The organism is Streptomyces sp. NPDC002499, from assembly GCF_053595415.1.
The window spans coordinates 220,031-238,129 of sequence record NZ_JBSFXO010000014.1 but is presented as its reverse complement, the minus strand read 5'-3'; the positions used below and the strand labels follow the sequence as shown (position 1 = coordinate 238,129).

The following is an 18,099-nucleotide window of genomic DNA, read 5'->3' as shown; positions in this document are numbered from 1 at the left end:
GAAGACGGGGACTCCCCCAGACCGCATCGCCGCATTACGCTGCACTCATCCGATGATCGATCGCTAGGAGCCGCGATGCGTGTCGCCCTGTTCCTGACCTGTGTCAACGACACGCTCTACCCCGACACCGGGCGTGCCGTGGTGAAACTGCTGACCAGGCTGGGCGTCGAGGTCGACTTCCCGATGACCCAGACCTGCTGCGGACAGGCCCACTACAACACCGGCTACCGCCACGAAGCAGAACCGCTGGCCCGGCATTTCTCCGATGTATTCGGCGGGTACGAGGCGATCGTGACGCCGTCCGGGTCGTGCGGGGCGATGGTGCGCGAGTTGTACCCGCGGATGGGGGAGCGGGCGCGCGCCGAAGGGCGGGGGGACACGCTCGCTGCCACACTGGCGCCGGTGGTGCCCAAGACGTACGAGCTGACCGAGTTCCTCGTGGACGTCCTCGGGGTGACGGACGTCGGCGCGTACTACCCGCACACCGTCACCTATCACCCGACCTGCCACGGCCTGCGCAGCCTGGGCCTCGGCGACCGTCCGCGCAGACTGCTCCAGTCCGTCAAGGGGCTTGAGCTGGTCGAGTTGCCGGGTGCCGAGGAGTGCTGCGGGTTCGGCGGGACCTTCGCCCTGAAGAACGCGGATGTGTCGGCGGCGATGGGCGCGGACAAGGTCCGCAACGCCGCATCGACCGGCGCGGAGGTGCTGTGCGCGGCCGACAACTCCTGCCTGATGCACATCGGCGGCACCATGACCCGGCTCGGCACCGGGATGAGGCCGGTGCACATCGCGGAGATCCTGGCCGGCACGGAAGAGGAGCCGACGGCATGAGCGGCACATTCGTAGGCATGCCGGCCTTCCCCGTGGCCGCGCACGAGGCCGTCAACAACCAGACCCTGCGCGGGAATCTGCGCCACGCCACCCACACCATCCGCGCCAAACGGGCCAAGGCCGTGGCGGAGGTGTCCGACTGGGCGGCGCTGCGCGAGGCGGGCAAACAGATCAAGGATCACACCCTCCTTCACCTCGACCGCTATCTCGTACAGGTGGAGGAGGCCGTCACCGCGGCCGGCGGCACCGTCCACTGGGCGACCGACGCCGACGAGGCCAATCGGATCGTGGTCCAACTCGTGAAGGAGACCGGGGAGTCGGAGGTCGTCAAGGTCAAGTCGATGGCCACGCAAGAGATCGGGCTCAACGAGGCGCTGGAGGCGGAGGGGATCCGGGCCTATGAGACCGATCTGGCCGAGCTGATCGTGCAGTTGGGCAAGGACCGGCCCTCGCACATCCTGGTCCCGGCCATCCACCGCAACCGCGGCGAAATCCGCGACATCTTCCGCAAAGAGATGAGCGAGTGGGGCCGCCCTGCCCCCGACGGGCTCACGGACACGCCTGCCGAACTCGCCGAAGCCGCCCGCCTGCATCTGCGCGAGAAGTTCCTGCGGGCCAAAGTCGGTGTCTCCGGCGCCAACTTCATGATCGCCGAGACCGGGACACTCGTCGTCGTGGAGTCCGAGGGCAACGGACGGATGTGCCTGACCCTGCCGGAGACGCTGATCTCGGTCGTCGGCATCGAGAAGATCCTGCCGACCTGGCAGGACCTGGAAGTGTTCCTGCAGACCCTGCCCCGCTCCTCCACCGCCGAACGCATGAACCCCTACACGTCGATGTGGACCGGCACCACCGACGAAGACGGACCGCAGACCTTCCACCTGGTCCTGCTCGACAACGGCCGCACCGACACCCTCGCCGACGAGGTCGGCCGCCAAGCCCTGCGCTGCATCCGCTGCTCCGCCTGTCTCAATGTCTGCCCGGTGTACGAGCGGGCCGGCGGCCACGCCTACGGCTCCGTCTACCCGGGCCCCATCGGCGCCATCCTCAGCCCCCAACTCCGGGGCACAGCAAGCGAAATCGACGCCTCACTCCCGTACGCCTCCTCCCTGTGCGGCGCCTGCTACGAGGTCTGCCCGGTCGCCATCGACATCCCCGAAGTACTCGTGCACCTGCGCGAACGCATCGTGGAAGGCGGGGAAGTAGTCCGCGAGGGCAACAAGGTGGTCCTCAAACCCGCCAAGGGACACGCCGCCGAACGCACCGCCATGCGCGCCGCCCGCTGGGCGTTCGGGCGCCCCGGCGCACTGCGCACCGGACAACGACTCGCCTCCCGCACCCGACGCTTCCACCCCCGCACCCTCCCCGGACCCGGCAAGGCCTGGAGCAACAGCCGGGATCTGCCGACCCTGCCTCCCGAACCCTTCCGCGACTGGTGGCAGCGTACGAACGGCGGAAAGGACGGCGCCAAGTGAGCAGCAGGGAACGGATCCTGGGCCGCGTACGGCGCGCGCTGGCCGACGTACCACCAGACGACACCCCCTACGAACAGGCAGTCCAGCGCGACTACCTGCACCAGCACGGCAACCTGAACGTCGCGGCGACGGTAGACCTGCTGGCCGAGAACCTCGCCGACTACCGCGCGATCGTGCACCGCACGGACCCGGAGGAACTGCCGTACCTGATCATGCGGCTGCTCGCCGAGCGCGGGCCCCAGTACGTTCTCGTACCGCCGGGACTGCCGCCGGAGTGGATGTCGGCCGCCGATCCGACCCGCGTCCACGACCGCGCCGTGAGCACCCCGCACGAACTGGACACGGTCGAAAGCGTGGTCACGGGCTGCGCCATCGCGATCGCCGAGACCGGCACCATAGTCCTCGACGGCTCCCCCGACCAGGGCCGCCGCCGGATCACGCTCGTCCCCGACCACCACATCTGCGTCGTACGGGTCCCGGACCAGGTTGTCTCCTCGGTGCCGCAGGCCCTCGAACGCCTCGATCCGACCCGGCCGTTGACATGGATCTCCGGTCCGTCGGCGACCAGTGACATCGAGCTGGACCGGGTCGAGGGGGTGCACGGTCCGCGCACCCTGGAGGTGGTGCTGGTGAGCGGTCCCCCGGGTGCCGGGGACGACGCCTAGCGGCCCGTTCACCAGCGGCTTCAGCCATTCGCCCGGCCCCGGGGCCTGCCGGGGCGCGGGTGGGAAGCCGCGCGGCTAGCGTGAGGGCATGATCCGGTTCGAACAGGTCACCAAGCGGTATCCGGACGGTACGACGGCGGTGGACGGCCTGAGTTTCGAGGTGTCCGACGGCGAGCTCGTCACGCTCGTGGGCCCGTCCGGCTGCGGCAAGACGACGACCATGATGATGGTCAACCGCCTCATCGAGCCGACCTCGGGCCGGATCCTCGTGGACGGCGAGGACATCGCGGCCGTCGATCCGGTGCGGCTGCGACGGCGCATCGGGTACGTCATCCAGCAGGTGGGGCTCTTTCCGCACCGGACGATCCTCGACAACACGGCGACCGTGCTGGCGCTGATCGGCTGGAAGCGGGCGAAGGCCCGGGCGCGGGCGGCCGAGTTGCTCGATCTGGTGGGCCTGGATCCGAAGCTGTACGGGCCCCGCTATCCCGACCAGCTCTCCGGCGGCCAGCGCCAGCGGGTCGGCGTGGCGCGGGCGCTGGCCGCCGATCCGCCGGTGCTGCTGATGGACGAGCCGTTCGGGGCCGTCGACCCGGTGGTGCGGGAGCAGTTGCAGGACGAGTTCCTGCGGATGCAGGCCGCGGTGCGCAAGACGGTGCTGCTGGTCACGCACGACATCGAGGAGGCGGTGCGGCTCGGCGACCGTATCGCCGTGTACGGGCAGGGGCGCATCGAGCAGTTCGACACACCGGGGGCGGTGCTGGGCACGCCGGCGACGCCGTATGTCGCCGAGTTCGTGGGCGCCGACCGCGGGTTGAAGCGGCTGTCGGTGACCGCGATCGAGGCCGAGGACCTGGAGCAGCCGCCGGTGGCCCGCGTCGACGAGCCGGCCGGGCGGGCGGCGGCGCGGCTGCGGGCGGACGGGGCGCGCTGGGCGGTCGTCCTCGACACGCACGGCGATCTGCACGGCTGGGTCGGTATCGAGGACCTCGACTCGGACGGTACGGTCGGCGACCGCGCGCGGCGTATGAACGCCTGGGTCCCGGTCGGCGCGCCCCTGAAACAGGCGTTCGGCGTGATGCTCCAGCACGACGCCGGCTGGGTCGCCGTGCTGGACGAGGCCCGCTTCCTGGGCGTGCTGACCCCGGCGAAGCTGCACGAGGCGCTGCGCCGGTCGGTGGACGCGGACGCGCTGGGCGTGCCGCGGGATCAGGTGTCGTTCGACTCGGTGGCGGACGCCTGACGCCTGCGGGACCGGTTGCCCCGGGTCTCGGGGCGGTTCAGCATGCCGAAGGCCCACCGCTCGTTGAACCCGGCGAGGAACCCGATCGCGCACCAGAAGCCCCAGAACGCCGTGCCCTTCGACGCGGCCTCGCTGCCGGTGGCGCAGATCTCGGCGGTGGTGGCCGGCATGTCGATCACCGTGACCCAGCCGGTGCTGAGCAGGAAATACACGGCGAGCGCCAGGATCCAGCCGACCATGACGCGGTAGACGCCTTCGTGGCGCAGGCTGCGCGACACCTGGGCCGGGGCGATCGCCAGCTTGTGCGTGAACTTGCCCCGCCGCAGCGGTTCCTCGCTGCACCGCACCCGCAGCAGCACGCTGAGCACGGCGCCCAGCGAGCCGACCCCGCCGCACACGAACGCGCCGAGCAGGCTCCAGCGGTCGTTGCAGTTCAGCGACACGTCGATCAGGCCCAGCAGCTTCACCCCGGCCAGCAGGGGCAGGCACAGCAGCAGGAAGCTGCACACGCCGCCGATGGTGAGACCGATGTTGAGTCCCCGGACGACCGCGACCGCCTCGTCCTGGCACAGCCGCGCCCACACACCGTCGATCTCCCGGTCCAGGTAATCGCCCAAGTCCTCGTCACCCGGCGCGTCATAGAGCCGCGGGTCGTTGAGGACGGTCCGCACCAACCGGTCCAGCGTGATCTTCAACGCCTCCCTGGTGCGCTCCTCGAAGGCCCGCTGGGCCGCTCCGTAGAGGTACTCCAACTCCAGCTGCCGCTTCGGGTACACCTTGCGGAACTGGGCCATGTCCTCGGCGAGTTCGGGCTCCACGCCGACCAGCAGCTCCTGCGGGTGCCGTTCGGTCGGTGCCCCCTCGATCACTGCGCACGCTCTTTCCCACCGAGTCCGGTGGATTCCCCCGTTGTCCGTCATACAGGACATGTACCGCCACGGGCGGGTGCTCGGAACGCCCGTACCGCACCAATACGGTCACGGCATCGTCACCGCATCGTGGGCCTGCGGCACCTCAGTTGACGATCCGTCGGCCGGTCTCAGTCCAGCAGACCCTTGTCCTTGAGATAGGTCCGTGCCACGTCCTCCGCCAACCGACGCCAGCTGTCGACCTGTTGGTTCATGGCGGCGAGGTCGGCCGTCGTGAGGACGTCGTTCAGTTTGCCCAGCGCCTTGGTGACTCCTTCGCCGCCCGCCCGGGAGCGGTTGACGACCGGGACGACGTAGTCGGCGTTCTGGAGGTGCTTGTCGTCGGCGAGCAGGACGAGGCCGAACTCGGAGAGGGTGGCGTCCGTCGTCGTGGTGAGGACCATCTGGTCCTGGCCGCTCTGCACGGCCCGCTTGGCCTGGGTGGTGCCGACGCCCTTGGGGTCGACGGCGGTGACGTCGATGCCGTAGGTCTTCTTCAAGCCCGGTTCGCAGTACGGCCGTTGGACGCACTCGTCGCCCGCGGCGAGCCGCACCTTCAACCCGGACGCGCCCAGGTCGCTCAGGGTCTTCAGGTCATGCTGCTTGGCGTAGGAGGCGCTCACGGCGAACGCGTTCTGGTCCACCGCCCGGCCGGGGGCGAGGACGGTGAGGCCTCGGGGTGTGGCCAGTCGGCGCAGGGCCTTCATCGTGGCGTCGAGGTCGGGCGAGCCGACCGGCGGTGCGTCGGCGCCGTTGGTCTTGGCGTTGAGCCAGTCGGCGAAGGTGGCCGCGTACTCGGGGACGACGTCGATCTGCCCTGATTCCAGGGCGGGTTCGTACAGTTCGCGGTTGGCGACGGTCAGCAGGGACGTCTTGTATCCGGCCTGCTTGAGGAGCAGGGAGTACATCTGGGCGAGCAGGTCGCTCTCGGTGAATCCGGCCGAGCCGATGGTGAGATGGTGGCTGTCGCCGGGCGGCTCGGTGACCGCGTTCTGGTTCTCCAAGGATGGGCCGGTGGAGCAGCCTGCCAGCAGCAGTACGGCCGCCAGGGCCAGGGCCCGCCTCACCGCTCGCCCCTGGCCCAGCGCGGCGACAGTCTCTCCACCGTCTCGAAGATCCCCTCGACGACCAGCGCGAACACGGCGACCAGTACGGCCCCGGCCACCACCTGTGCCGTACTGGCCAGGTTGAACCCGGCCGTGATGATCCGCCCCAGCCCTCCCCCGCCGGCCAGCGCGGCGATCGTCGCGGTCGCGACCAGCTGGACGGCGGCGATGCGTACGCCGTTCATCACCATCGGGAGGGAGAGGGGCAGTTCGACGCGGAACAGCATCTGCCGCCCGGTCATCCCCATGCCGCGCGCGGCCTGGACGATGCTGCGGTCGACCTCGCGCATGCCGACGTAGGCGTTGGTGAGCAGGGGCGGTACGGCGAACAGCACCAGGGCCACGACCGTGGGGCCCTCCCCCCACTTCCCGATCGGGGTCAGCAGGAGGAGGACGAGGACGGCGAAGGTCGGGACAGCGCGGCCGATGTTGGAGATGTTCACCGCGAGCGCTCCGCCCTTGCCGAGATGGCCGAGGACGAGCGCAATCGGCAGGGCGATCAGGCAGCTGATGACCAGGCAGACCACGGTCAGGACGAGGTGCTGGGCGAGCCTGTTCCAGATGCCGTCGTCGCCCGACCAGTGGGCGGAGTCGGTGAGCCAGTCCCAGGCGTCGGTCAGTGTCTTCATCCGCGGGCCGCCCTGGTCCAGGGGGTGAGCAGGCGTTGCACACCGAGCAGGAGCAGATCGGCCACGATCGCGATGACCACGCACAGCACGGAGGCGGTGAGCACCTGCGCCTTGAAGTAGGTGTTCATTCCGGCGTAGATGAGGTTGCCGAGGCCTCCGAAGCCGACGATCGCGCCGACCGTGACCAGGGAGACCGCCGAGACCGTGGCGATGCGCAGTCCGGCCATCGCGGCGGGCAGGGCGAGGGGCAGTTCGACGGTGAGCAGGAGGCGGATCGGGCCGTAGCCCATGCCGCGCGCGGCCTGTCTCGTCTCCGCCGGGACCGCGCGCAGGCCCGCCAGGATGTTCCGTACGAGCAGGGTCAGCGAGTAGAGCACGAGTCCGGCGACGACGAGGCTCTTCGAGAGGCCGTAGACGGGCAGGAGCAGCGAGAACATCGCCAGGGACGGGATCGTGTAGAGGATCGTCGTCAGAGCGAGGACCGGACCGGCCGCCCAGCCCCAGCGGCGCGCCACGACGGCCAGCGGGAGGGCGAGCGCGAGCCCGATGAGCACCGAGATCGCGGTCAGTTGGAGATGCTGGAGGACGGCGTCGAAGAGGATGTGGCGGCGGGTGCTCAGATACTCACCGCAGATCCACTCGTTGCGCGCGAGGCAGTCGTCCGGGGGCGCGGTCACGGGTCCATTGGATCCGGCGGGGCGGGTGTCGGCGCGTTGTGGTGACCCGTACGGGCGGCGGTCAGGGGTTCCAGTAGGTCGAGAGCGAGGCGACGAAGGCCGCCGCGGAGGTGAGGACGACGAGTTGCGCGCCTGCGGTGATCCAGAGGCGGCAGGCGATCGCCAGGCCGACGGTCACGGCCTCGACCCGGCAGAGGAACACCACGCAGTCGTGCTGGTAGGAGAAGGCCGTGGCGTCCATCATCCCGGGGTAGGGCATCCAGTCCTCGGTGAAGATGCCCTCGGTCCCCAGCAGGAGGATCCCCGCGACGAGGAGGACGTCGAGGGTGATCAGCAGTGCGCAGGTGACGCCGTCGGTCCGGCGGTGTTCGGGCGAGCGGCGCAGGAGGCGCCGCGTGAACCGGGTGGCGGCGGTGTCCTGGGCGGTCATCGGGTGCCTCCGTCGCCGGTCGTGGTGTGCCAGGGGCTGACGCCGAGCTTGCCCGTGGTCCCGAGGTCGAGGCCGCCGTCCGGCGCCACGAGGAGCGGGAGCGCGCCGGGATGCGCCTCGACCGTCAGGTACGGCACGTCGGTCGCGCCGTCGAAGCCGGTGGTGGTGTTGCGCCACAGCAGGCCGGCGGAGGCTGTCTCGCCGGGTGCCAGGGCCACGGCTTTCGGCGGCTCGTCGAACGCGGCCACCGTGGCGATGCCGCCGCTGCCGTGGATGACGGAGATGCCGGTGATCGTCTGCTGGTCCTGGTCGAGGAGCCGGAGGCCGGGGTAGCCCTCGACCCGGTAGGTGCGGGTGCCGCAGTTCTCCAGTTCGAGGTCCATGGCCCGCAGGCCGAGGGCCGCCTCCACCGGGCCCGCGGTGACGCGGACGCCGTCCCGCGGACAGGTCGGCTCCGGCTTCTGCGCCGCGGCGGCGGGCGCGTCGTACACCACGTCCGTCACCGTCCAGATGACGGCACCGACGACCAGTCCCACCGCCGTCGTCAACATCGCGTCGAGCACGCTTCTCCGCATCCGCAGAGTCGATCAAGACGGAGTCAGGAAGGCTGTGACGGAAGCCATACCTCCGGTCACAGGCCTGTCACAGCCTCCCCCGACGACCGCAGGACCACCCGAGGGGTGTCGCTGAGTACACCCCGCGATACGGGTTCTGCGCCCCATGTGCTCCGACCTCGCTCTCCGTAGGTTCTTCATCAGGGCACAGGGCGTGCCGGACGGGGAGTGATGACGATGTTTCGTACGGGATCGCGGCGCGGTCACGACAAGGGACCCGCCGCCGAGGCACTGCGGCTGGTGAAGGTGAGCAAGACGTACGGCAGCGACGAGGGTGCCGTGGCCGCGCTGGACGGTGTCACGCTCGGGCTGGCCCGGGGCACCTTCACCGCGGTGATGGGGCCGTCGGGCTCGGGCAAGTCGACGCTGTTGCAGTGCGCGGCCGGCCTGGACCGGCCGGACAGCGGGATCGTGCAGGTGGACGGTACGGAGCTGACGGGCGGCGGCGAGGCCGAGTTGACGAAGTTCCGGCGCGGGCGGATCGGGTTCGTGTTCCAGCAGTACAACCTGCTGGAAACGCTGACGGTGGCGCAGAACACGGTGCTGCCGCTCAAGCTGGCCGGTCGGCGCGTCGACCGGCGGCGGGCCAAGGAGGTTCTCGAACAGGTCGGTCTCGGCGACCGGCTCGGGCACCGTCCCGCCCAGCTCTCCGGCGGTCAGCGCCAACGGGTCGCGATCGCGCGGGCGTTGGTGACCGAGCCGCGGGTGATCTTCGCGGACGAGCCGACCGGCGCGCTGGACACCCGCAGCGCGCGGGACGTGCTGCGGCTGCTGCGGGAGGCGGTCCAGGTGCACGGCCGGACCGTGGTGATGGTGACGCACGACCCGGTCGCCGCCTCCTACGCCGACTCCGTGCTGTTCCTCGCGGACGGCCGGCTTGTCGGACGGCTCGACGCACCGACCGCGGACGCGGTGGCCGAGCGCCTCGCGCACCTGGGCGACGACGTGACGGTGGGGGTGTGAGCCATGTTCGTACTGGCCATGCGGTCGATACGGCAGCGTCCTGGGCGGTTCCTCGCCACGTTGCTGTCGGCGTTCCTGGGCGCGACCATCATCATGACGTTCAACTCCCTGCACGACACGGCCGCGGGGACCGGTGTCGACTCGGTGAGCCGGGAGACGCTGACCACCACCGCGAGCGTCGTCGGCGGTTACGGGACGCTGCTGGTGTTCTTCGCGGTCGCCTCCACGCTCACGGTCAACGTGCGCCAGCGGGCTGCCGAGTTGGAGCTGTTGCGCAGTTCGGGGGCGACTCCGGCGCAGCTGAAGCGGATGGTCGTGGGTGAGGCGGCGGTCGTGGCCCTGGTGGGCGCGGTGCTGGCGATCGGTCCTGCGATGCTCGGCGGGCGGTGGCTGCTGGACATGTTCCAGGACAGCGGTCAGGTCTCCGGGTCGGTCGAGTACTCCTTCGGCACGGTCGCGCTGATGTCGGGCGTCGACATCACGCTGCTCGCGGCGGCGGGGGCCGCGTTCCTGGCCGTACGGCGGGCCACGCGGCGGAGTGAACCGCGGGGGCGGGCACGGACGTTCCTCGCCTGGGCGGCGCTGGCCGTCGGTGCCGTGTCGGTGACGTCGACGTTCGCGTTCTCGGCGACGGACCCGGCGCTCATGGCGGCGCCGGCCTACGGGGCGATCCTGCTGTCGGTGGGGTTCGCACTGCTGTCACCGCGGCTGCTGAAGGTGGTGCTCGACCGGCTGCCGCTGACCGGTGCGGCCGGCTGGCTCGCCGTGCGGAACCTGCGGGAGCGGACCGGTCAACTCGCCGGGATCCTCATGTCGTTGGTGCTGTTCACAGCGGTGGCCTCGGCGACCCTGACGATGCAGGCGGTGGAGAGCGACGCGGTGGCCGCCTCGGGGCTGAAGAAGTCCGTCGAGGACAAGAACCTGGAGACGCTCAACCTCACGGTCGTCGGCATCATCGTGGTCTTTGTCTGCGTGATGCTGGTCAACTCCCTGTACGCGGCGACGACTTACCGCAGCCGGGAGTTCGGGCAGCAGCGCCTGGCCGGCGCGACTCCCCGGCAGGTGCTGGCGGTCGTGGGTGCCGAAGGTCTGCTGCTGACCGTCGTCGGTGTCGTCTTCGGCACGGTGGCCGCGCTGGCGGGGGTCGTCCCGTTCACGGTCGTCCGGTCCGATGCGGTGCTTCCCGACCAGTGGCTCGGCATCTGGCTCGCGGTCGTCGCGGTCGCGACGGCGGTGACGCTGGGGACGGGCTTGACGACGGCACGGCGCGTGCTGCGTGCCCCGGCGGTGGGGGCGGTGGCGGTCGCCGCGTGACGGCGATCCGTACCGGGGGCCGACGGCTTCGGCGGTCCCCGGAACCGGCTGGCTCCGCGATCTCGACAAGGGGTGGCTGCTTCGGCGGCCACCCCTTCGTCTGTGCCCGGCCGGCACTCGGCTACTGCGCCCCCGGCCCTGCTACTTCACGCCGGCCGCGTCCAGCAGCGCCGCCGCGGTCGCGATGCTCAGCCCGTCCAGCGTCTCGATCCGGGCGCCGGCGCGGGCGCTCGCGCCGTCGTAGACCAGCATCAGCTGCCGGGCCAGGAACTCCGGGTCCGGAGCTCCACCGCGCTCCGCCTCGGCGCGGAACCCGTCCTGAAGCTGTTGCTTGGCGATGCCGGCGACCTTGCTCGCCGGATGCTCGGGGTCCTTCAGTTCGACCAGCGCGGCCAGGAAGGGGCAGCCCTGGTAGTCGGGGCCGGTCGAAAGCCACTCCGACCGCTCGAAGACGTGCAGGATGCGCTCCCGCGGAGTGACGACCTGCTCCAGCCCCTCGGCGAGCTGGGCCGCGATCTCGGGAGCGCGCCGCTCCAGGCTCGCGGCGAGGACCTCGTCCTTGCCGGCGAAGAGCTGGTACATCGACCGCTTCGAGACGCCGGCCTCCCGGCACAGCGCCTCGACACCGATCGAGACACCGTCGCGGTAGAAGAGCTCGGCCGCCGCGTCGAGCAGCCGGTCCTTCGTCGACGCCTTGTCTGTCGTGGTCATACACCGAGGTTACCTCCGCGAGGGCCGGTATGGAAACCGATCGGTATCCGGCTGGGGCGGTCTCGGGGACCCGTGACAGACTGGGTGAACAAGCGCTTAGATAGTGACTCCGCGCCGCGCCGACCTGGAGGCCCCGTTGCTGTTCACATCCGTCGACGACGTCTCCGCGCGTCTGGCCGAGACCGGCTATCTCGCCTCGCCCGCGGTGGCCACGACCGTCTTCCTGGCCGACCGGCTCGGCAAGCCGCTGCTGGTGGAGGGGCCCGCCGGGGTCGGCAAGACCGAGCTGGCCAAGGCCGTGGCCGAGGTGGCGGACGCCCGGCTGGTCCGGTTGCAGTGCTACGAGGGCGTCGACGAGTCCCGGGCGCTGTACGAGTGGAACCACGCCAAGCAGCTGCTGCGCATCAGCGCGGGACGGGACGAGTCCTGGGACGAGACGCGCACGGACATCTTCAGCGAGGAGTTCCTCCTCCCCCGCCCGCTGCTGACCGCCATCCGCGGGGACGACCCCAAGGTGCTGCTGATCGACGAGACCGACAAGGCGGACGTCGAGGTCGAGGGCCTCCTCCTGGAGGTGCTCAGCGACTTCCAGATCACAGTCCCCGAACTCGGCACGGTCACCGCGACCCGCCGCCCCTTCGTCGTCCTCACCTCGAACGCGAGCCGCGAGCTGTCCGAGGCCCTGCGCCGCCGCTGCCTCTTCCTCCACATCGGCTTCCCCGAGGAGGAGTTGGAGCGCCGGATCGTACGACTGAAGGTGCCCGCCCTGGACGAGACGCTGGCCGCGTCGGTGGTCCGGGTGGTCGGCGCGCTGCGCGCCATGGACCTGCGCAAGGTCCCCTCGGTCGCCGAGACGATCGACTGGGCGCGCACGCTGCTCGCCCTCGGCGCCGACACCCTCGACGAGACCGTCGTACGGGACACCCTGGGCGTTCTCCTCAAGCACCAGGACGACGTCCTCAAGGCCGCCGCCAAGCTCGACCTGGACGCCGTGTGACCGCCCCCGGGGTCGCCGAGCGGCTGACCTCGCTGGTCGGGGCGCTGCGCGCGCACGGCATGCGCATCGGGACCGGCGAGACCGTCGACGCGGCCCAGGCGATGGCCGAACTGGGCCTGGCCGACCGCGAATTGCTGCGCGAAGGGCTGGCCGCGACGCTGCTGCACGGCCCGGCGCAGCGCCAGGTGTTCGACCCCGTCTTCGACCTGTACTTCCCGCGGGGCGTCGGCGCCCCGGAGACGGAGTCCGCCGGCCGGGAGGACCTGCGGGACCGGCTCGCGGCGGCGCTGGCCGCCCAAGACGTCTCGCTGATGGGGCAGTTGGCGGCGGAGGCGGTCGACGGCTTCGGCGGCTACGGCACGTCACCGCGGTCGGACGGCTGGTCCTCGTACCAGACTCTCGAACGGATCCGGCCGCAGACGCTGTTCGCCCGGGTCCGTGACGACGTCCGTGCGCGGGACGGCAGTTCGGGGTTCTCGGACCGGTTGCTCGACGACGAGATCCGGCGGCGCATCGAGACGTTCCGGCGGCTGGTGGCGGCGGAGGCGCGGCGGCGGGTCGCCGAGCGGCGCGACCGGGACGAGCTGGCCCGGCGCGCGGTGGCGCCGACGGCGGACCGGGTGGACTTCCTGTACGCCGGCAAGGACCGGCTCGCCGAACTGCGCAGGACCGTACAGCCGTTGGCCCGTAAGCTCGCCACCCGGCTCGCGGCGCGTCGGCGCCGGGCCGCGCGGGGCACCATCGAACTGCGGCGCACCCTGCGCGGCTCGCTGTCGACGGGCGGGGTGCCGATGAAGCCGGTGCTGCGCAGGCGCCGGCCGGTGCGGCCCGAACTCGTCCTGCTGTGCGACGTGTCGGGCTCGGTGTCCGGCTTCTCGGACTTCACGATGCTGCTGGTGCAGGCGCTGCACGACCAGTTCAGCAAGGTGCGGACGTTCGCCTTCGTCAACCGGATCGACGAGGTGACCGGCCTTCTGACGCACGGCACGGCCGATCCCGAGGGGCTCGGCGCCCACATCAGGACTCAGGCCACGCTCACCGGCTGGCACGAGAGCAGCGATTACGGCGTCGCCCTGGGCGAGTTCGCGGAGCGCTACGGCGACGCGGTCGGTCCGCGTACGACGGTCTTCGTGCTCGGCGACGCCCGCACGAACATGAGCGACCCGAACCTGGCGGCCGTCCGGCGGGTGTCCGAACGGGCCCGCCGCGTCTACTGGTTGAACCCCGAGCCGCGTACCCAGTGGGGCACGGGCGACTCCGCGGCACTCGACTACGCCGGTCTGGTGGAGATGTTCGAGTGCCGCAACGCCCGGCAGCTCGGCGCGCTGGTGGCGCGTCTGCTGCCGGTGTGAGCGACTCCGCGAGCCGGCACGCCTAGGCGGCGAGCTGCGGGTAGAGCACCGAGGGGTCGGCGGCCAGGCCTGCCTTGACCTGGCGGGTGAGGTCGTCGGCGAGCACTTCGTAGGCGCCGGCCTCGATGCCGTCGAGGGCCTGGGAGGCGACGCTCTCGGGCGTGGACTTGGGCGCGTCGACGTGGGCGGCCATGTCCGTGTCCACGTAACCGACGTGCAGACCGGTGACCTCGATGCCGCGCGGCTTCAGGTCCAGGCGCAGGGAGTTGGTCTGGGACCACAGGGCCGCCTTGGAGGCGCTGTAGGAGCCGAGGAGGCCGACCCAGGACAGCACGGAGTGGAAGTTCAGGATGTGGCCGCCGCCGTTGAGCTCGATGATGGGAACGAAGGCGCGGGTGACGAGCAGCGGTCCGTAGAAGTTGGTCTCGAACTCGCGGCGGACGTCCTCGATGGGCGAGTCCAGGAAGTTCGCGTTCACGGACGCGCCCGCGTTGTTGATGAGCAGGGTCACATCCTGGGCCTGCGCGGCGGCGGCCGCCACGGAGTCGGGGTCGCTCACCTCGAGGGCCAGCGGCACGGCGTCCGGGTGCGTGACCGTGCGCGGGTCGCGGGCGGTGGCGTACACCTTCTTGGCGCCTCGCTCGTAGAGGGCTTCGACCAGCGACTTGCCGATGCCTCGGCTGCCGCCGGTGACCAGGGCGACGGAACCTTCGATGGTGGTCATGGGGGGTTCTCCCGACTGTGCGAACACTGGGTAGGCGGACCGACTGGAAACCGATCGGTTTCCATGTCTCGACCACAGTAAACCGATCGGTTTCCAAGGGCAAGCGGGAGCGCGCGTCATCCCGGAGACGTAGGGCTCGTCCCGGATATCGGGGGCGGCGGAATTTCCCTACTCTCCCGAGTGATGGAGGGGGATCCCATGAAGGCAGTCGTTCAGGACCGGTACGGCTCGGCGGACACGTTGGAGTTCAAGGAGGTCGACCAGCCCGTGCCGGACGAGGGCGAGGTGCTGGTGCGGGTGCTCGCGGCCTCGGTCAACGCCTACGACTGGCACTTCATGCGCGGCGATCCGAAGATCGCCCGGCTGAGCATGGGGTTCGGCCGGCCCAAGGCGCGGATCAGGGGCCGGGACTTCGCCGGGCGCGTGGAGGCGGTCGGCAGCGCGGTCAAGGGGCTGCGGCCCGGGGACGAGGTGTACGGGGAGGCCGACGGCGCGTTCGCGGAGTTCGTCTGCGCCGCCGACCACTCGGTGGACGTGAAACCGGCCGGGTTCACCTTCGAGCAGGCGGCCGCGGTGCCGCTCGCGGCGAACACCGCGCTGATCGGCCTGCGGGACATCGCCGGGATCGAGGCGGGGCAGTCGGTGCTGGTGAACGGCGCGTCCGGCGGTGTGGGCACGTTCGCCGTACAGATCGCCAAGTCCTACGGCGCCGAGGTGACCGGCGTGTGCAGCACCCGGAACGTGGACCTGGTGCGCTCGCTCGGCGCGGACCACGTCGTCGACTACACGCGGGAGGACTTCACCCGGGCCGGGCGCCGCTACGACGTCGTCCTGGACCTGGTGGGCAACCGCTCACTGACCGACTTCCGGCGCGCCCTGACGCGCACCGGGACGCTCGTCCTGTCCGGCGGGGGCTTCTACGAGGGCGGCAGTCTGATCGGGCCGATGGCGCTCTTCATCAAGGGGCGGCTGGCCGCGCCCTTCGTCCGTCAGCGGCTGCGCGAACTCCCCGCGAAACAGAGCAAGGCGAACCTGGCGGAGCTGCGCAGGCTCGCCGAGTCCGGGCAGCTCTCGCCGGTCGTCGAGCGCACCTATCCACTGAGCGAAGTGCCGGAGGCCATGCGGCACATGGAGGTGGAGCACGCGCGGTCGAAGATCGTCATCACGGTGTGAGAACGCCGCGAGAAGGGCCGCGAGAGCGCCTGTTCTGCGACCTATTTCCCGACCTTTTCTCCGACCTTCCGGACGGAACGCGATGAACGCGGCGCCTAGTCCTTGGCCTTCGCGTACTCCTGGGCCATACCGCCGGCGAAGTCGTACACGATGACCTGTTCGTCGCCGATGACCCAGGCGTCGTGCCCGGGCGGAACCACGAAGACGTCGCCGGGTCCGACCTCGCTCTCACCGCCGTTCTCCATGCGCATGCCCATGCGTCCCTGGACGACGTAGCCGTTGTGATGGACCTGGCAGCTCTCCGTGCCGGCGATGGGCGCCACGGACTCGGACCAGCGCCAGCCGGGTTCGAAAGTGCCCACCGCGAAGTCGAGCCCGGTGAGATGGACCGCTTCCAGGTGGCCGCGCGGGAAATCGCGCCGTTCGTCGGGCTTGTCCACCGACTTGATCTCGATCATGACGGCTCCCTTCCGTTCGAACCCGCCCACCACTCCATCGTCGGTCTGTCAAACGGATGGCGCCATTCGGGGGATGTCGGCAGGTGCCTCCCGGCTGTCGATCAGTGGCCGCACAGCTCCGCGAAGCGGTCGGCGGCGATGTTGCCGCCGGAGACGATCACGCCGATCCGGCGCGGCAGAGCACCTACCCGCCCGCTGAGCAGCGCGGCCAGCGGAGTCGCCCCGCTCGGCTCCACGACGATCTTCAGCCGCTCGAACACGAACCGCATCGCGGCCCGGATCTCGTCGTCGGACACCAGGGCGATCTCGTCGACGAGCCGCTGGTTCACCGAGAACGTCAGCTCGCCGGGGATGTCCGCGGCCTGGCCGTCGGCGATGGTGCGGGGCACCGGGATGCTGACCCGCTTCCCCGCCTCCAGGGACCGCTTGGTGTCGTCCCCTGCCTCCGGCTCGACACCGATCACCCGGATCCCGGGGTGCAGACCCTTGGCCGCCGTGGCGCTCCCGGCGATCAGGCCACCGCCACCGACCGGCACGATCAGCGCGTCCAACTCCCCGGTCTCCTCGAGGAGTTCGAGCGCCGCGGTGCCCTGTCCCGCCATCACGTGCGGATGCTCGTACGGCGGGATGAGGGCGAGCCCGCGCTCGGCGGCCAGTGCCTCGCCGACGGCGACACGGTCCTCGGTGTAGCGGTCGTACGTGACGATCTCGGCGCCGTATCCGGCGGTGGCGTCCCGCTTGGAGCGCGGGGTGTCCTCGGGCATGACGATGACGGCGGTGCTGCCCAGCTCCCGGGCCGCCAGGGCGACCGCCTGGGCGTGGTTGCCGGAGGAGTAGGCGGCGATGCCGCGGGCCAGTTCCTCCGGGGTGAGCCGGGAGGCCGCGTTGTAGGCGCCGCGGAACTTGAAGGCGCCGATCCGCTGGAAGTTCTCGCACTTGATGTGGACCTCGGCGCCGACCAGCGCGTCGAGGGTGCGGGAGCGGAGCACGGGGGTGCGGTGGGCGATGCCCTTGATCTGTGCGGCGGCGTCACGGACGGCGTCGAGGGTGATCGGCGGGGTGGTGGTCGTCACGCGGGTCCTCCATCGGGGTCGGGCGTCGGGGCCGCGGCGGCGCGGGCCTGGGAGAGGTAGCTGTAGGCGGAGGCGCGGGAGATGCCGAGGCGGGCGCCGACCTGCTCGACGGCGCGGCGCACCGCGAACACGCCGTGCTCGTCCAGACCCCGGAACAGGTCGAGCCGTCCCGCGCGGTCCAACCCGGCCCAGGTCCGGTGCTGTCCGGCGAGGTGGGTGTCGAGGATGGCGTCCACGACGGAGTCGACGTCGTTGCCGAAGGTGGTGACCGGTGCGTCCGTGGCGCCCTGTCCCAGGCCGGCCAGCGCGCCGAGCAGTGCGTGGGCCTCTCCTACGGCGGTGATGTCCACGTTGACGCACAGCGCGCCGAAGACCGCGCTCGTGGAGTCCCGCAGGACCATCGTGGACGACTTCACGAGTCGGCCGGTCGGGGTGCGGGTGACGTAGTTGAGGTCGTCTGCCGCCGCGTCGCCGCGGGCGACGATCCGCAGGCCGATCTCGCTCATCGACCCGCCCACGGCCCGTCCGGTGACCGAGCCGGCGAGGGCGACGACGGACTTCTCGGGCCGCCGGTAGTCGTGCAGGACCACCTCGCACATCGGCCCGAAGGTCGCCACGAGGCCGTCGACGACCGGTCCGAGGGCGGCGATGATCGCGTCGCGTTCGGCGGTGAGCGCCCGTGCCTTGTCGGCGACCATGACGTGCCCCCGTTCTTTCGCGGCTCTGTGATTCGGCGGCTTCGGTGATTCCGGGCCG

Annotated in this window: 20 protein-coding genes; 9 read left to right on the top strand and 11 right to left on the bottom strand. The window is 70.8% G+C overall.

The window, feature by feature from the left end:
• Window positions 1-75: 75 nt before the first annotated feature.
• The 4 genes from ACWD5F_RS36250 to ACWD5F_RS36235 all read left to right on the top strand — a co-directional run bounded on the left by ACWD5F_RS36250 (window position 76) and on the right by ACWD5F_RS36235 (window position 4,214).
• Window positions 76-831 carry a (Fe-S)-binding protein gene (locus tag ACWD5F_RS36250; protein WP_451260560.1) on the top strand — a complete coding sequence of 252 codons (756 nt, stop codon included), beginning with the start codon at window positions 76-78 and terminating at the stop codon, window positions 829-831.
• The gene (locus ACWD5F_RS36245; protein WP_451260559.1) at window positions 828-2,306 is read left to right on the top strand and encodes a LutB/LldF family L-lactate oxidation iron-sulfur protein; all 1,479 of its coding nucleotides are present in this window, start codon (window positions 828-830) and stop codon (window positions 2,304-2,306) included. The genes ACWD5F_RS36250 and ACWD5F_RS36245 overlap by 4 nt, the downstream gene beginning before the upstream one ends.
• Window positions 2,303-2,971: a LutC/YkgG family protein gene (locus ACWD5F_RS36240; protein ID WP_451260558.1), complete on the top strand. Its 669-nt coding sequence runs from the start codon at window positions 2,303-2,305 to the stop codon at window positions 2,969-2,971. Before ACWD5F_RS36245 ends, ACWD5F_RS36240 begins: the two co-directional genes overlap by 4 nt.
• Window positions 2,972-3,059: 88 nt before the next feature.
• Window positions 3,060-4,214 (top strand): ABC transporter ATP-binding protein, encoded by a 1,155-nt coding sequence (locus tag ACWD5F_RS36235; protein WP_451260557.1) that lies wholly within the window; start codon window positions 3,060-3,062, stop codon window positions 4,212-4,214.
• On the opposite strand, the gene ACWD5F_RS36230 is transcribed toward ACWD5F_RS36235, so the two are convergent.
• From ACWD5F_RS36230 to ACWD5F_RS36205, 6 genes are all read right to left on the bottom strand, one after another.
• A complete protein-coding gene (locus tag ACWD5F_RS36230; RefSeq protein ID WP_451260556.1) occupies window positions 4,181-5,083 on the bottom strand; it encodes a hypothetical protein in 903 nt (300 codons plus the stop codon). The two genes, ACWD5F_RS36235 and ACWD5F_RS36230, sit on opposite strands and share 34 nt — an antisense overlap.
• Window positions 5,084-5,253: 170 nt before the next feature.
• Window positions 5,254-6,189 carry an ABC transporter substrate-binding protein gene (locus tag ACWD5F_RS36225; RefSeq protein WP_451260555.1) on the bottom strand — a complete coding sequence of 312 codons (936 nt, stop codon included), beginning with the start codon at window positions 6,187-6,189 and terminating at the stop codon, window positions 5,254-5,256.
• Window positions 6,186-6,857 (bottom strand): ABC transporter permease, encoded by a 672-nt coding sequence (locus tag ACWD5F_RS36220; protein WP_451260554.1) that lies wholly within the window; start codon window positions 6,855-6,857, stop codon window positions 6,186-6,188. Before ACWD5F_RS36220 ends, ACWD5F_RS36225 begins: the two co-directional genes overlap by 4 nt.
• A complete protein-coding gene (locus ACWD5F_RS36215; RefSeq protein WP_401710897.1) occupies window positions 6,854-7,534 on the bottom strand; it encodes an ABC transporter permease in 681 nt (226 codons plus the stop codon). Before ACWD5F_RS36215 ends, ACWD5F_RS36220 begins: the two co-directional genes overlap by 4 nt.
• Window positions 7,535-7,595: 61 nt before the next feature.
• Window positions 7,596-7,964, bottom strand: a complete 369-nt coding sequence (locus ACWD5F_RS36210; protein WP_451260553.1) for a hypothetical protein — start codon at window positions 7,962-7,964, stop codon at window positions 7,596-7,598.
• A complete protein-coding gene (locus tag ACWD5F_RS36205) occupies window positions 7,961-8,539 on the bottom strand; it encodes a DUF4232 domain-containing protein (protein ID WP_451260552.1) in 579 nt (192 codons plus the stop codon). Before ACWD5F_RS36205 ends, ACWD5F_RS36210 begins: the two co-directional genes overlap by 4 nt.
• 216 nt (window positions 8,540-8,755) lie before the next feature.
• Between ACWD5F_RS36205 and ACWD5F_RS36200 the strand changes: the two genes are divergently transcribed.
• Together ACWD5F_RS36200 and ACWD5F_RS36195 are read left to right on the top strand one after the other, a co-directional pair.
• Window positions 8,756-9,541: an ABC transporter ATP-binding protein gene (locus tag ACWD5F_RS36200; protein WP_451260551.1), complete on the top strand. Its 786-nt coding sequence runs from the start codon at window positions 8,756-8,758 to the stop codon at window positions 9,539-9,541.
• A gap of 3 nt (window positions 9,542-9,544) precedes the next feature.
• Entirely contained in the window at window positions 9,545-10,855 is a 1,311-nt protein-coding gene (locus tag ACWD5F_RS36195) for an FtsX-like permease family protein (RefSeq protein ID WP_451260550.1), read from the top strand.
• 141 nt (window positions 10,856-10,996) lie between these two features.
• Here ACWD5F_RS36195 and ACWD5F_RS36190 read toward each other — a convergent pair whose 3' ends face one another.
• Window positions 10,997-11,566 carry a TetR/AcrR family transcriptional regulator gene (locus ACWD5F_RS36190; RefSeq protein ID WP_451260549.1) on the bottom strand — a complete coding sequence of 190 codons (570 nt, stop codon included), beginning with the start codon at window positions 11,564-11,566 and terminating at the stop codon, window positions 10,997-10,999.
• Window positions 11,567-11,705: 139 nt separating this feature from the next.
• Here ACWD5F_RS36190 and ACWD5F_RS36185 point away from each other — a divergent pair, with 139 nt between their 5' ends.
• Together ACWD5F_RS36185 and ACWD5F_RS36180 are read left to right on the top strand one after the other, a co-directional pair.
• Complete coding sequence (locus tag ACWD5F_RS36185) at window positions 11,706-12,563, top strand: AAA family ATPase (RefSeq protein ID WP_451260683.1); 858 nt, start codon at window positions 11,706-11,708, stop codon at window positions 12,561-12,563.
• Window positions 12,564-12,622: 59 nt separating this feature from the next.
• Window positions 12,623-13,915, top strand: a complete 1,293-nt coding sequence (locus ACWD5F_RS36180) for a VWA domain-containing protein (protein ID WP_451260682.1) — start codon at window positions 12,623-12,625, stop codon at window positions 13,913-13,915.
• Window positions 13,916-13,937: 22 nt separating this feature from the next.
• Here ACWD5F_RS36180 and ACWD5F_RS36175 read toward each other — a convergent pair whose 3' ends face one another.
• Entirely contained in the window at window positions 13,938-14,639 is a 702-nt protein-coding gene (locus tag ACWD5F_RS36175; protein WP_451260548.1) for an SDR family oxidoreductase, read from the bottom strand.
• Between the two features lie 198 nt (window positions 14,640-14,837).
• On the opposite strand from ACWD5F_RS36175, the gene ACWD5F_RS36170 reads away from it, so the two are divergent.
• Entirely contained in the window at window positions 14,838-15,812 is a 975-nt protein-coding gene (locus tag ACWD5F_RS36170; RefSeq protein ID WP_451260547.1) for an NAD(P)-dependent alcohol dehydrogenase, read from the top strand.
• Between the two features lie 95 nt (window positions 15,813-15,907).
• On the opposite strand, the gene ACWD5F_RS36165 is transcribed toward ACWD5F_RS36170, so the two are convergent.
• From ACWD5F_RS36165 to ACWD5F_RS36155, 3 genes are all read right to left on the bottom strand, one after another.
• Window positions 15,908-16,270, bottom strand: coding sequence for a cupin domain-containing protein (locus tag ACWD5F_RS36165; RefSeq protein ID WP_401710921.1), 363 nt, complete (start codon window positions 16,268-16,270; stop codon window positions 15,908-15,910).
• A 101-nt stretch (window positions 16,271-16,371) separates the two neighbouring features.
• Entirely contained in the window at window positions 16,372-17,343 is a 972-nt protein-coding gene (locus ACWD5F_RS36160; protein ID WP_451260546.1) for a pyridoxal-phosphate dependent enzyme, read from the bottom strand.
• Window positions 17,340-18,041 (bottom strand): helix-turn-helix transcriptional regulator, encoded by a 702-nt coding sequence (locus ACWD5F_RS36155; protein ID WP_451260545.1) that lies wholly within the window; start codon window positions 18,039-18,041, stop codon window positions 17,340-17,342. The genes ACWD5F_RS36160 and ACWD5F_RS36155 overlap by 4 nt, the downstream gene beginning before the upstream one ends.
• Window positions 18,042-18,099: the final 58 nt, after the last annotated feature.